Genomic DNA, 12,433 nt, shown 5'->3' with positions numbered 1-12,433 from the left:
CGCAGGTGTGATCGTCGGCAGGGCATGGTTGACCGCCCCGTACAGATTCGATCAGTACGGGGTCGGAACAGGGTCGATCAGCGGGACTGCGGTCCTCGCCGCTGAGGCAGCGTCACCACCGACGCGTCCCCCGGCACGGCCGGCGGCAGCCCCGCGACCTGGGCGAGCAGATCGCACCAGGACGCCAGGTGCGCGGCCGTGTCCGGGACCCCGCCCAGGCCCTCGCGCGGCGTCCAGGAGGCCCGGATCTCGATCTGCGAGGCGGCCGGGCGCTCGGACAGACCGCCGAAGTAGTGCGAACTCGCCCGCGTGACGGTGCCGCTCGGCTCCCCGTACGTCAGCCCGCGCGTCTGTAGCGCGCCGGTCAGCCAGGACCAGCACACCTCCGGCAGCAGCGGGTCCGCGGCCATCTCCGGCTCCAGTTCCGCGCGCACCAGCGTCACCAGCCGGAACGTGCCCTGCCAGGCGTCGTGACCCGCCGGATCGTGCAGCAGCACCAGCCGGCCGTCGGCCAGGTCCTGGTCACCGTCGACGACCGCGGCCTCCAGCGCGTAGGTGTGCGGAGCGAGCCGCCCCGGCGGGCGTGTCGGCTCGACCTCGATCTGGGGCCGCAACCGCGCAGACCTGAGCGCGTCGACGGCGGCCCGGAAGGGCAGTGGGGCGGTGTCCGCCTCCCGCCGGTCTTTCTCCGTGTCCTTCGCTTCGTCCATTCCGCCAGCGCCGTCCGACAGTCGTCCCTGAGCCGCAGCCATGCCGGAAGATTACGGGGACCGGAGCCCGGGTGCCGGGCTAGACACCCCGCGCCTGCCCAGGGGCTGAATCACGCCCATCGGGGGCGTGCGAAACTTGGCCCGTGAGTGCCAATGACGCCCCCCGGGCCCCGCAGCCGTCCGCCACGTACGACTCAGCCTTCCTCAAGGCCTGCCGGCGCGAGCCCGTGCCGCACACGCCGGTGTGGTTCATGCGGCAGGCCGGGCGCTCACTGCCGGAGTACCGCAAGGTGCGCGAGGGCGTTCCGATGCTCGAGTCCTGCACGCGGCCCGAGCTGGTCTGCGAGATCACCCTCCAGCCGGTGCGCCGGCACGGCGTGGACGCGGCGATCTACTACAGCGACATCGTCGTCCCGCTGAAGGCCATCGGCGTCGACCTCGACATCAAGCCCGGCGTCGGCCCGGTCGTCGGACACCCGATCCGCACCCGCGCCGACCTCGCGCAGCTGCGTGACCTGACCCCCGAGGACGTCTCCTACGTCACCGAGGCCATCGGCCTGCTCACCCGCGAACTCGGCGGCACGCCCCTGATCGGCTTCGCCGGCGCCCCGTTCACCCTCGCGAGCTACCTCGTCGAGGGCGGCCCGTCCCGCACGTACGAGAACGCCAAGGCGATGATGTACGGCGACCCCGAGCTGTGGGCCGACCTGCTCGACCGCCTCGCGGACATCACGGCCGCGTTCCTCAAGGTCCAGATCGAGGCGGGCGCCTCGGCCGTCCAGCTGTTCGACTCCTGGGCCGGGGCGCTGGCCCCCGTCGACTACCGGCGCTCGGTGCTGCCCGCGTCGGCGAAGGTGTTCGAGGCCGTGGCGGGTTACGGCGTCCCGCGCATCCACTTCGGCGTCGGCACCGGCGAGCTGCTGGGGCTGATGGGCGAGGCCGGCGCGGATGTCGTCGGCGTCGACTGGCGCGTCCCGCTCGACGAGGCAGCCCGCCGCGTCGGGCCCGGCAAGGCGCTCCAGGGCAACCTCGACCCGACGGTGCTGTTCGCCCCGACGGAGGCCGTCGAGGCGAAGACCAGGGAGGTCCTGGACTCGGCGGCGGGTCTGGAGGGCCATGTCTTCAACCTCGGTCACGGCGTCATGCCGTCCACGGACCCGGACGCGCTGACGCGGCTCGTGGAGTACGTGCACACGCGGACCACGCGCTGACGCAGGGCCGCCCGGGACCGAATCGGCCGGTTCGGTGAACGCGGCCGTACGGGCTTGCGTATGTGTCGGCAACCGCCCGCGGCGCGGGGAAGGCGGGTCGCGGGGCCGACGTGAGGAACAGGCGATGAACGACCGAGTTAGTCCTCCGATGCACGCACTGCCCGACGGCGAGGCGGAGCTGACGCTGGTGGTGCGGCTGCCGTGGGAGGACGTGGCCCGCCTCGGCCAGGAGGCCGGGCGGCTGGCGGCCCAGATGCGGCGGCCCGTGACGCTGGAGGAGGCGGTGAGCCACCGGTTGCGGTCGTCCAGGATCGCGGCGCACGCGAAGCCGGCGGGGGAGCAGCCGCCGGCTGTGACCTCTTCCGCGTCGGTTTCGTCCTTGCCGTCCCGGCCGCCGGCGGAGCAGGCGCGGCAGGCCATCGACCGGATCAACGGTACGGCCGGGACTGCCTAGGGTTTCGCCGTAGGGGTGTGGGTTCGCCGCCGAGCGCGGGTCCCCTACGAGGAACCGCGGACCTTTGCCGCCGCCTTGCGGGCCGCCACCAGGACCGGGTCCCAGACGGGGGAGAACGGCGGTGCGTAGCCCAGGTCCAGGGTCGTCATCTGTTCCGCCGTCATGCCGGCCGTGAGGGCGACCGCGGCGATGTCGACTCGTTTGCCCGCGCCCTCCCGGCCGACGATCTGGACGCCGAGGAGGCGGCCCGTGCGGAGTTCGGCGAGCATCTTGACCGTCATGGGGGAGGAGTCCGGGTAGTAGCCCGCGCGGCTGGTCGACTCGATGGTGACCGCCTCGAAGCGCAGGCCCACGCGGTGGGCGTCCTTCTCGCGCAGTCCCGTGCGCGCGATCTCCAGGTCGCAGACCTTGCTGACCGCCGTGCCGACCACGCCCGGGAAGGTGGCGTAGCCGCCGCCCGCGTTGGTGCCGATGACCTGGCCGTGCTTGTTGGCGTGGGTGCCGAGCGCGATGTGCCGTTCCTGGCCGGAGACCAGGTCGAGGACCTCGACGCAGTCGCCACCCGCCCAGATGTTCTCGTGGCCGCGCACCCGCATCGAGCGGTCCGTGAGAAGGCCGTCGTGGGTACCGAGGGGGAGGCCGGCCGCCTTCGCGAGCGCCGTCTCGGGGCGGACACCGATGCCGAGCACGACGACGTCCGCCGGGAACTCGCGGTCCTGGGTGGCCACCGACCGGACCCGGCCGTCGTCGCCCGTGAGGATCTTGGTGACCTCGGCGTCGTTCACCATCGTGATGCCCAGGCCCTCCATGGCCTTGTGCACCAGGCGGCCCATGTCGGGGTCGAGGGTCGACATGGGCTCGCTGCCGCGGTTGACGACCGTCACCTCGTAGCCGCGGTTGATGAGCGCCTCGGCCATCTCCACGCCGATGTAGCCGGCCCCGACGACCACCGCGCGGCGGCCACGCGTGCGTGCCAGCGTGTCGAGCAGCGCCTGGCCGTCGTCCAGCGTCTGCACGCCGTGCACCCCGGGGGCGTCCATGCCCGGCAGGTCCGGCCGGATCGGCCGGGCGCCGGTCGCGATCACGAGTTTGTCGTACGACGTCCAGGACTCGGCGCCGGAGTCCACGTCACGCGCGCGTACGCGCTGCCCGTCGGGGTCGATGTCCGTGACCTCGGTGCGCAGGCGCAGATCGATGTCCCGCGCCCGGTGCTCCTCGGGGGTGCGGGCGATGAGCTGGTCCCGGTCCGTGACGTCGCCGCCCACCCAGTACGGGATGCCGCACGCCGAGTACGACGTGAAGTGGCCCCGTTCGAACGCCACGATCTCCAGCTCGTCGGGGCCCTTCAGGCGGCGGGCCTGCGACGCCGCGGACATCCCCGCGGCGTCGCCGCCGATCACGATCAGTCGCTCCCTGCGCGTACGGCTCATGTTCATGCGAACACGCTACGGGCGCAGGGCATTTCAGTCCTGCTCGTCAGGAGTTCGCGCGGGCGCGGACTGCGGGGCCGGCCGGGCCGTCGGCAGCGGGCCCAGGGCGCTCGTGGCGGGCGCCGGGCGCGGGCGGCGCGGGAGGCGGGGGCGTACGACGCGCAGCCAGAGCAGCGCGAGCAGGGCGGCCACCGCCGCGAACGGCAGGACCGCGCCGAGTGCCACCGCGAGCCAGCGCAGCATCGTCACGAACGCGTTCCAGCCGCCCGCGAGCGCGTCCACGAACCCCGGGTCGTCGTCCTTCGCCTCCTTCTTCACCGGGGTCTCGGACAGCGACAGGGTGATGGTGGCCAGGCTCGTGCGGTCCTTCAGGGACTCCTGGCGCGCGAGCAGCGCCTCCAGGTCGGCCTGGCGGGTGCTCAGCTGGCCCTCCAGGGTCACCACGTCGCCGAGCTTCGTGGCCCGGTCCATCAGCTCGCGGATCCGGGCCACACTCGCGCGCTGCGACTTGATGCGGCTCTCCACGTCCACCACCTGGTCGGTGACGTCCTCCGCCTTGGCGCTGCGGTCGAGGAGCTTGCCCGCACCTTCCAGCTCGGTGAGGACCGCGTCGTACTTCTCGACGGGTACGCGCAGCACGACCCGGGTGCGCTCGCGGCCTTCCTCGTCCCGGGTGGTGGTCTCGTTGCCGACGTAGCCGCCCGCGTTCTCGGTACCGGTGCGGGCCTCCTCCAGGGCCTTCGGCACGTCCTTGACCTGCACGGTCAGCGCGGCCGTGCGGATGATGTGGCTCGTGGGGAGCTGCGGCGGGGCGGTCGCCCTGGCTCCGCTCCCGGCGCCGCCGGGGGCGGCCTCGTTCGCGCCGGCCTTCTCGTCCGACTGCGGGGCGGCGGCCCCGTGGTCGGCGGCGGTGCTGCCGGCGGAGTCCTCGCCCGCACCGCTGCATCCGGCGAGCGCGAGGGCCGCGGCCAGCAGGAGCGCGGCCAGGGCCGGGGCGGGGCGGCGGGCGGGTCGTCGTGTGCGCATGTGGGCATCCCCCGAGGATCGGTTGGGCTGACGTTTCTTCGACGCCCGGGCGGTGCCGGACGTTTGGTCCGGGACGGTTCCGATGCGGTCACGGTCGGGACTCGTGAAGGACACCGGGGCGCGGGAGCGCTGTCAGCGGGGTCTGAGAGGCTGGGGGCATGCGCGAAGTTCAAGCCGGTGCGGGCACCGGGCAGGTCGTCGTCATCGGGGCGGGAATCGCGGGACTGGCCGCGGCCCACCGGCTGCTGGAGCGCGGGGCGCGGGTCACCGTGCTGGAGTCTTCCGGCCGGGTCGGCGGCAAGCTGCTGCCCGGGGAGATCGCGGGCGCGCGCGTGGACCTCGGCGCCGAGTCGATGCTTGCCCGCCGCCCCGAGGCGGTGGCGCTCGCCCGGGAGGCCGGCCTCGCCGACCGGCTCCAGCCGCCCGCGACCGCGACGGCCTCGATCTGGACCCGGGGCGCGCTGCGTCCGATGCCCAAGGGACACGTGATGGGCGTGCCCGGCACCGCCGCGGCCCTGTCCGGGGTGCTGTCCGACGAGGGCCTCGCCCGTATCGACCGCGACGCCGAGCTGCCCCGCACGGAGGTCGGCGACGACGTGGCCGTCGGGGAGTACGTGGCGGCGCGCCTCGGCCGCGAGGTCGTCGACCGCCTGGTGGAACCCCTGCTGGGGGGCGTGTACGCGGGCGACGCGTACCGCATCTCGATGCGGTCGGCCGTCCCGCAGCTCTTCCAGGCGGCCCGCAGCCACGCCTCCCTGACCGAGGGGGTCCGCGAGATCCAGGCGAAGGCGGCCGCCGCCCAGCAGACCGGCCCGGTGTTCATGGGCATCCAGGGCGGCGTCGGCACACTGCCCCTCGCGGTGGCGGAGTCGGTGCGGGCACGCGGGGGCGAGATCCTCACGGGGACGCCGGTGACCGAGCTGGACCACAGCGCCGCGGACGGCGGCGGATGGCGCGTGGTCGCGGGTGAGCGGGTGCTGCACGCCGACGCGGTGGTGCTCGCCGTCCCCGCCCCCGCCGCCGCCCGCCTCCTGCGCACGGCGTCCCCCGGGGCCGCCGCCGAGCTCGGCGGCGTCGAGTACGCCTCCATGGCCCTGGTCACCCTCGCCTACCGCCGCGCCGAGGCGGGCCTGCCCGAGGGCAGCGGCTTTCTCGTGCCGCCGGTGGACGGGCGCACCATCAAGGCGTCGACCTTCGCCTCGCAGAAGTGGGGCTGGATCGCCGACGAGAACCCCGACCTCGTCGTCCTGCGCACCTCCGTCGGACGGTACGGCGAGACGGAGATCCTCCGGCGCGACGACAGCGAGCTCGTGGCGGTCTCCCGGCACGACCTGAAGGCGGCGACCGGCCTCGACGCCACACCCGTCGCCACGCGCGTCACCCGCTGGGACGACGGCCTGCCCCAGTACCCCGTCGGCCACCACGCGCGCGTGGCCCGCATCCGCGAGCACGTGGCGAAGCTCCCGGGGCTCGCCGTGTGCGGCGCCCAGTACGACGGCGTCGGCATCCCGGCGTGCATCGCGAGCGCGTACGCCGCCGCCGACCAGATCCACGGTGACCTGCGGGGTGTGGAGGAGCTCACCGCCCACCCGGTGCAGAGCCTGCACGGCGGAGCGGGAGAATGAGGAGCATGAGTGACGACGCCTCCACCACGGCCTCCAGCACCGAGCCCGACCGCATCCCGAACAAGGGCAAGCTGGCCAAGGACCTCAACGAGGTCATCCGCTACACGCTCTGGTCCGTCTTCCGGCTGAAGGACGTCCTCCCCGAGGACCGCGCCGGGTACGCCGACGAGGTCCAGGAGCTGTTCGACCAGCTCGCCGCCAAGGACGTGACCATCCGCGGCACGTACGACGTCTCGGGCCTGCGCGCCGACGCCGACCTCATGATCTGGTGGCACGCGGAGACCAGCGACGCGCTGCAGGAGGCGTACAACCTCTTCCGCCGCACGAAGCTGGGCCGGGCGCTCACGCCGGTGTGGTCGAACATGGCGCTGCACCGCCCCGCCGAGTTCAACCGCTCGCACATCCCGGCGTTCCTCGCCGACGAGACGCCCCGCAACTACGTGAGCGTCTACCCCTTCGTGCGCTCCTACGACTGGTATCTGCTGCCCGACGAGGACCGCCGCCGCATGCTCGCCGACCACGGCAAGATGGCCCGCGGCTTCCCGGACGTGCGCGCCAACACGGTCGCCTCGTTCTCCCTCGGCGACTACGAGTGGATCCTCGCCTTCGAGGCCGACGAGCTGTACCGCATCGTCGACCTGATGCGTCACCTGCGGGCCTCGGAGGCCCGTCGGCACGTCCGCGAGGAGGTCCCGTTCTTCACGGGCCGCCGCAAGGACATCGCGGAGCTGGTCGCGGGCCTGGCCTGATCAGCCGAGCGGTCGGTCGGCCCCGGGCCGCTGCGGGGCCGCCGACCGCGACTGCGGCTTCGGTTCCGGATGCGCGGCGCAGTCCGTACGCCGTCCCGGCAGCCGGCCCTCCAGCAGGTACGCCTCCACATGGCCGTTGACGCAGGCGTTCGGCCCGCCCGCCAGGCCGTGCGAGCCGGCGTCCCGCTCCGTCACCAGCACCGAGCCCGCCAGGCGGCGGTGGAGTTCGAGGGCACCGTCGTACGGCGTCGCGGCGTCCCGCTCGGCGGCCAGGATCAGCGTCGGCGGCAGTTCGCCCGGCCCGGTGCCGACGTCGAGCGGCCGCTGCCGCGGCCCCTCCCAGTAGGCGCAGGGCAGGTTCATCCACACGTTGTCCCAGGTCTCGAAGGGCGCCAGCCGGGCGAGCCGGGTGTTGTCCCGGTTCCACACGTCCCAGTCCGTCGGCCAGGGGGCGTCGTTGCACTCGACGGCGACGTAGACCGCGCGTGCGTTCTCCGCCTCGACGGCGGCCTCCGCGCGCTGTTCCGCCTGTTCGACCAGTGGCTTGGGATCGCCCTTGAGGTACGCCGACAGCGCGTGGGCCCGGTGCGGCCACTGGTCGTCGTAGTACCCGGCCTGGAGGAACGCCCCCTGCAGCTGCCCGGGCCCGACCTTCCCGCCGGCCGGCTCGACGGCCAGCCGGGCGCTCGCCCGCTCGTAGCTGCGCCGCACCTCCCGCGCGGTCCTGCCCAGCCCGTACACCTCGTCGTGCCGGGCGACCCACGCCCGGAAGTCCGCCCAGCGGCCCTCGAACGCCGCCGACTGGGCGAGGTTGTTGCGGTACCAGATCCGCGCGGGGGCGGGGTCGACCGCCGAGTCGAACACCATCCGCCGTACGTGGGCGGGGAACAGCGTCGCGTACAGGGCGGCGAAGTACGTGCCGTACGACGAGCCCATGAAGGTCAGCCGCTCCTCGCCGAGCGCGGCGCGCAGGACGTCGAGGTCGCGGGCGTTGTTCAGCGAGTGGTAGTGCCGCAGCGCGCCGCCGGCCCGCTCCGCGCAGCCGCGCGCGTACGCCTTCGCCTGCGCGATGCGTTCCCTCTTGTACGACTCCGAGGGGTGTGTCGGCGCCTGGGTGGGCCCCTTGAAGAACCGCTTGGGGTCCGTGCAGGACAGCGGTGCGGAGCGGCCGACCCCGCGCGGGGCGTAGCCGACGAGGTCGTACGCGGCCGCGATCCGCTTCCACTCGGGGAGCAGGCCGACGAGGGGGAAGTACAGGCCGGAGGCGCCCGGGCCGCCCGGGTTGTAGACCAGGGCGCCCTGGCGGCGGACCGTGCGTTTGCTGTTGTGCGGGTCCTTGTGCGTGGCCCGGGCGCGGCCGACGGCGAGCTCGATCTGCCTGCCGTCGGGCCTGGCGTAGTCCAGCGGGACGGTGACGGTGCCGCACTGCATGGTGCCGGGGAGATCCTGCGCGTCGGGACACGGGCCGAAGTCGATGCCGGCCGCCTTGGCCCGCGCGGCGGCCACCGCGGTGCCGCGCAGCTCGGCCGCGGCCCTTGAGCCCTCGGTGTCCGGGGCGGTGGTGAGGGCGCTCAGCAGCAAGGATCCTGCGGCCGAGTAGAGCAGCGCGGCTCTCATTGCGTATCCCTTCGGTGCACGGTGGCGACAAAAGGGATGTTTGGTGCGGTGGTTGGGGAAGGCAAGCACCGTCCGCCGGTGTCGGCGCCAATGCCCCCTGTGCGCCCCCCGGGGTCTGTCAGTCGTGTGCCTCGCGGTGCGTGAAAGCGGCGCGCAGATCCGGTTCGCCGATCGCGCGGACACCGCGTACCGCCACGGACGTGAGGTACGTACGGTCGTCGGCGGTGCCGTCCGCGTTCCGGGTCAGGGCGCCGAGCAGCCGCTGGCCGGCCGGGGAGGCCCAGCGCGAGTACGGGTGGATCTCGATGCGGGCGACGGCGAGGCAACTCAGGGTCAGGGCGAGCGGCAGCGCGAACCACAGGGCGACCAGGTGACGTGGCAGGTCCGGCGGAACCGGCGTCAGCAGCGCGGCGAGGCCGAGGCCGAGTACGGCGACGGCCGCCGAGCGCACCTGCCGGACGGCCGCGGCGACCGTCGTACGGGAGCTGTCGGGCACCGCGAGTCCCGCGCGCACCAGCCGGTCGGCGATACCGTGTATCGCGTCCGCCGTGGCGGCGGTGGCCCGCACCGGCGCGATCCGGGACTGGCCCTCGGGGCCGATGGCCCCGATGACCGACCGCTCCATCTCGTCCCGCCCGCGCGGATCGACGACCGTCGCCCAGCCGGTGTGGGCCAGGAGCAGCCGGCGCTGGCGCGCCATGGCGACCAGGGTCACGTCGGCGACCCGCCGGGGCCCGCCGGAGAGGAACGCGGCCTCGTACAGCGTGAGTTCATGGATCCGGCCGGTGTCCGTGTCATCGGTCGCGGCGCGTACGGCGGCCAGGCACAGGCGTGTGCACGCCGTGCCGGCCACGGCCCAGGCCGCCAGCAGGAAAAGAACCCAGAGCATATGTTGTTTGTATGTGACACGGTCCCGAAAACACCATGCCTCGTTCACGATCCGGACGGAGTGTTGTCGGTATGTGACGTTCCGTTTCACGGCTCCGGCGGCGGGCGGAACGTGGGTGGCGGAAGCGTGAAGGCCGGGCCCGGGTCCGGGGCCGAGGCCGGAGGCGGGGCGGCCGTCGGGGGAGGGCCGGCGGTGGCCATGTCGCGGGCCACGGCGTCGAAGTCGACGTAGCCCGTGGCCTCCAGGACCTTGATGTGGTCGAGGACGGTCGTGTTGGCGTCGTCGGCGAGGTCGCGCACCAGCGAGTTGCGGGTGCTCGCACGGACCTGGGCGACGACCGAGAAGACCCTGCCGTGCGCCACGCGCAGGATGTTGGCGAACTGGCGGTCGTACTCGGCACCCTGTGCCGTGTCCAGGGTTCTGAGCCACTGCTTCTGCTGGTCGCTGGGCGCGTCCGGAAGCGCGAGGTTCAGCCGCGCGGCGACACCGCGGACCCGCTCGTCGAGGAACCTGTGCCCCTCGACGAGATGCCGGCCCGCCGTCCGGACGGCCGGCGTGGTTCCCTTCGTCCGGGCCTGCCGCCCCGCGGGCAGCTCCCACAGCCCGGCCAGCCGGACCTTGACGAGGAAGTCCTGGTCGAGCGCGGACAACGGGCCGTAGCTCGTGCGCAAGGTCTGGGCGTTCAGCGCGTCCGGTCCCGTCCCCGGCCGGTCGGTGAACGACCAGAGGGAGAAGACCAGCGCGGCGATCGTCGCCGTCAGACACGTGACGATGAGCCCCGTGCCACTGACGAGGCCTCGGCCCTTGACGGGGGGTCGCGGTCGCATGGTGGTGCCTCCTGGTACGGCACCGCACGCTAGTGCGCTTCGGGTGCGGAGTTGCATGTTACTGCGGCGTCTACGTCAACTGCCGTACAGGGACGAATGGTTGCAACGGGGGCAGCACGGGACGATTGGAGGAGGCGCGACGGGGGACTCGCCGGGGCAAAGAGGCGCAAAACAATCCATGGCTCCAGGCGGGCGGGACCCGGGTGTCAGGTCGGGCACACTCGCGCGCGGACGGGTGAGGCGGGGGACTAGCCCACCCGGGTCCTCTGGGTCACCGGGACGCCGTCGCGGCGGTGTGGCCCGTGGCCGCCGCCCGCCCGATGGGCCATGTTGCTGACCGTCGAGCCGATCGGCACCGGCCGGATGCGAAGGAGGCCCCGCGGTGGGCGAGCTGTACATCGACGGCGAGTGGACACAGGCGGCGGCCGGTGGCCGGCGGGAGGTGGTCAACCCCTACGACGCCTCCGTCGTCACCACCGTCGACGAGGCCGACGCCACCGACGTGGACCGCGCCGTACGCGCCGCCCGGCGCGCCTTCGTCGAGGAGGACTGGGCCAACGCCACCTCCCGCCGCCGGGCCGACCTCCTGCTGCGCGTGCGTGACCTGCTGCTGCGCGACCAGGAGGACATCGCCCGCACCGAGACCCTCGACACCGGCAAGACGCTGGCCGAGGCCCGCATCGACGTGAAGGACGTGGCGAACGCCTTCCGCTACTTCGCCGAACTCGCGGGCAAGGACGGCGGCCGGGTCGTGGACGTCGGCCCGGACGTCCTCAGCCGCGTCGTCTACCAGCCGGTCGGGGTCTGCGCGCTCATCGCCCCCTGGAACTACCCGCTGCTCCAGGCCTCCTGGAAGGTGGCTCCGGCGCTGGCCGCCGGCAACACCTTCGTCCTCAAGCCCAGCGAGACCACACCGCTCACCACGATCGCCATGATCCGGCTCATCGAGGAGGCCGGCGCGCCGCCCGGCGTCGCCAACCTGGTGCTGGGCTCCGGGGCGACCGTCGGCGCGGCCCTGACCAGCCACCCCGAGGTCGACCTGGTGTCCTTCACCGGCGGTCTGACCACCGGGCGCTCCATCATGGCCAGCGCAGCCGAGGGACCGCGCAACATCGCCCTCGAACTCGGCGGCAAGAACCCCAACATCGTCTTCGCGGACGCCGACTTCGACGCCGCCGTGGACTACGCGCTGGACGCCGCCTTCCTGCACTCCGGGCAGGTCTGCTCGGCCGGTTCGCGCCTGCTGGTCCAGGACTCCCTGCACGACCGGTTCGTCGAGGCCCTCGCCCGCCGCGCGGCGGCGATCCGGCTCGGCAACGGCCTGGAGGAGGGCACCGAGAGCGGCCCGCTCAGCTCCGCCGAGCACCGCGAGAAGGTCGAGCGCTACATCGCCGTCGCCCAGGAGGAGGGCGCCCGGCTCGTGACCGGCGGCACCCGCCCCGACGACCCCGCCCTGAGCCGCGGCTTCTTCCTGCTGCCGACGATCTTCGCCGACTGCGACCGGTCGATGCGGATCGTCCAGGAGGAGGTCTTCGGCCCGGTGGTCACCGTCGAGCGCTTCGGCACCGAGGACGAGGCGGTGGAACTGGCCAACGACACACGCTACGGCCTGGCCGGCGGGGTGTGGACCTCCGACGCCGGCCGCGCCCAGCGCGTCGCCCAGCGGCTGCGGCACGGCACCGTCTGGATCAACGACTTCCACCCCTACGTGCCGCAGGCCGAGTGGGGCGGCTTCGGCCGCTCCGGCGTCGGGCGCGAACTGGGTCCCACCGGGCTGCGGGAGTACCAGGAGGCCAAGCACATCTACCAGAACCTCGCCCCCGCCCCCTCGGGCTGGTTCAAGGGCTGAACCCCTCCGCGGCACACCGCCCGCCCGTGGCGCAGGGAACGACCCC

11 protein-coding genes are annotated in these 12,433 nt (G+C 73.4%); 5 read left to right on the top strand and 6 right to left on the bottom strand.

The window, feature by feature from the left end:
- Positions 1 to 77: 77 nt before the first annotated feature.
- A complete protein-coding gene (locus SCNRRL3882_RS09340) occupies positions 78 to 752 on the bottom strand; it encodes a DUF3000 domain-containing protein (protein WP_063738884.1) in 675 nt (224 codons plus the stop codon).
- A gap of 101 nt (positions 753 to 853) precedes the next feature.
- Between SCNRRL3882_RS09340 and hemE the strand changes: the two genes are divergently transcribed.
- Together hemE and SCNRRL3882_RS09330 are read left to right on the top strand one after the other, a co-directional pair.
- Positions 854 to 1,921 carry a uroporphyrinogen decarboxylase gene (gene hemE, locus SCNRRL3882_RS09335; RefSeq protein ID WP_010034024.1) on the top strand — a complete coding sequence of 356 codons (1,068 nt, stop codon included), beginning with the start codon at positions 854 to 856 and terminating at the stop codon, positions 1,919 to 1,921.
- A 124-nt stretch (positions 1,922 to 2,045) separates the two neighbouring features.
- A complete protein-coding gene (locus tag SCNRRL3882_RS09330; RefSeq protein WP_029180757.1) occupies positions 2,046 to 2,375 on the top strand; it encodes a hypothetical protein in 330 nt (109 codons plus the stop codon).
- 44 nt (positions 2,376 to 2,419) lie between these two features.
- On the opposite strand, the gene SCNRRL3882_RS09325 is transcribed toward SCNRRL3882_RS09330, so the two are convergent.
- Both SCNRRL3882_RS09325 and SCNRRL3882_RS09320 read right to left on the bottom strand, forming a co-directional pair.
- Positions 2,420 to 3,811 (bottom strand): FAD-dependent oxidoreductase, encoded by a 1,392-nt coding sequence (locus tag SCNRRL3882_RS09325; protein WP_029180758.1) that lies wholly within the window; start codon positions 3,809 to 3,811, stop codon positions 2,420 to 2,422.
- A gap of 27 nt (positions 3,812 to 3,838) precedes the next feature.
- On the bottom strand, positions 3,839 to 4,831 hold the full coding sequence (locus tag SCNRRL3882_RS09320; protein WP_010034031.1) for a DUF4349 domain-containing protein: 993 nt from the start codon (positions 4,829 to 4,831) through the stop codon (positions 3,839 to 3,841).
- Between the two features lie 158 nt (positions 4,832 to 4,989).
- Here SCNRRL3882_RS09320 and hemG point away from each other — a divergent pair, with 158 nt between their 5' ends.
- Both hemG and hemQ read left to right on the top strand, forming a co-directional pair.
- Positions 4,990 to 6,456, top strand: a complete 1,467-nt coding sequence (hemG, locus tag SCNRRL3882_RS09315) for a protoporphyrinogen oxidase (protein WP_010034034.1) — start codon at positions 4,990 to 4,992, stop codon at positions 6,454 to 6,456.
- Between the two features lie 5 nt (positions 6,457 to 6,461).
- Positions 6,462 to 7,205 (top strand): hydrogen peroxide-dependent heme synthase, encoded by a 744-nt coding sequence (gene hemQ / locus SCNRRL3882_RS09310; protein WP_010034036.1) that lies wholly within the window; start codon positions 6,462 to 6,464, stop codon positions 7,203 to 7,205.
- Here the strand turns inward: hemQ and SCNRRL3882_RS09305 are convergent, their stop codons facing one another.
- From SCNRRL3882_RS09305 to SCNRRL3882_RS09295, 3 genes are all read right to left on the bottom strand, one after another.
- On the bottom strand, positions 7,206 to 8,822 hold the full coding sequence (locus SCNRRL3882_RS09305; RefSeq protein WP_010034041.1) for an alpha/beta hydrolase: 1,617 nt from the start codon (positions 8,820 to 8,822) through the stop codon (positions 7,206 to 7,208). It lies immediately after the preceding gene.
- Between the two features lie 118 nt (positions 8,823 to 8,940).
- Positions 8,941 to 9,711, bottom strand: a complete 771-nt coding sequence (locus tag SCNRRL3882_RS09300; RefSeq protein ID WP_010034043.1) for a TIGR04222 domain-containing membrane protein — start codon at positions 9,709 to 9,711, stop codon at positions 8,941 to 8,943.
- An 86-nt stretch (positions 9,712 to 9,797) separates the two neighbouring features.
- On the bottom strand, positions 9,798 to 10,538 hold the full coding sequence (locus SCNRRL3882_RS09295; protein WP_010034045.1) for a DUF4142 domain-containing protein: 741 nt from the start codon (positions 10,536 to 10,538) through the stop codon (positions 9,798 to 9,800).
- A 382-nt stretch (positions 10,539 to 10,920) separates the two neighbouring features.
- Between SCNRRL3882_RS09295 and SCNRRL3882_RS09290 the strand changes: the two genes are divergently transcribed.
- A complete protein-coding gene (locus SCNRRL3882_RS09290; protein ID WP_010034047.1) occupies positions 10,921 to 12,387 on the top strand; it encodes an aldehyde dehydrogenase family protein in 1,467 nt (488 codons plus the stop codon).
- Positions 12,388 to 12,433 lie beyond the last annotated feature (46 nt).

The sequence above is a fragment of the Streptomyces chartreusis NRRL 3882 genome, from assembly GCF_900236475.1.
Classification (GTDB): domain Bacteria; phylum Actinomycetota; class Actinomycetes; order Streptomycetales; family Streptomycetaceae; genus Streptomyces; species Streptomyces chartreusis_D.
The sequence above is the reverse complement of the archived record's forward strand: the minus strand, read 5'-3'. Positions and strand labels throughout refer to the sequence as shown.

Bases quoted from the DNA above. Each gene is read 5' to 3' on its own strand.
- SCNRRL3882_RS09305 (WP_010034041.1), bottom strand. From the start codon at position 8,822: ATGAGAGCCGCGCTGCTCTACTCGGCCGCAGGATCCTTGCTGCTGAGC.
- SCNRRL3882_RS09325 (WP_029180758.1), bottom strand. From the start codon at position 3,811: ATGAACATGAGCCGTACGCGCAGGGAGCGACTGATCGTGATCGGCGGC.
- hemQ (WP_010034036.1), top strand. From the start codon at position 6,462: ATGAGTGACGACGCCTCCACCACGGCCTCCAGCACCGAGCCCGACCGC.
- SCNRRL3882_RS09300 (WP_010034043.1), bottom strand. From the start codon at position 9,711: ATGCTCTGGGTTCTTTTCCTGCTGGCGGCCTGGGCCGTGGCCGGCACG.
- SCNRRL3882_RS09330 (WP_029180757.1), top strand. From the start codon at position 2,046: ATGAACGACCGAGTTAGTCCTCCGATGCACGCACTGCCCGACGGCGAG.
- hemG (WP_010034034.1), top strand. From the start codon at position 4,990: ATGCGCGAAGTTCAAGCCGGTGCGGGCACCGGGCAGGTCGTCGTCATC.
- SCNRRL3882_RS09340 (WP_063738884.1), bottom strand. From the start codon at position 752: ATGGCTGCGGCTCAGGGACGACTGTCGGACGGCGCTGGCGGAATGGAC.
- SCNRRL3882_RS09295 (WP_010034045.1), bottom strand. From the start codon at position 10,538: ATGCGACCGCGACCCCCCGTCAAGGGCCGAGGCCTCGTCAGTGGCACG.
- SCNRRL3882_RS09320 (WP_010034031.1), bottom strand. From the start codon at position 4,831: ATGCGCACACGACGACCCGCCCGCCGCCCCGCCCCGGCCCTGGCCGCG.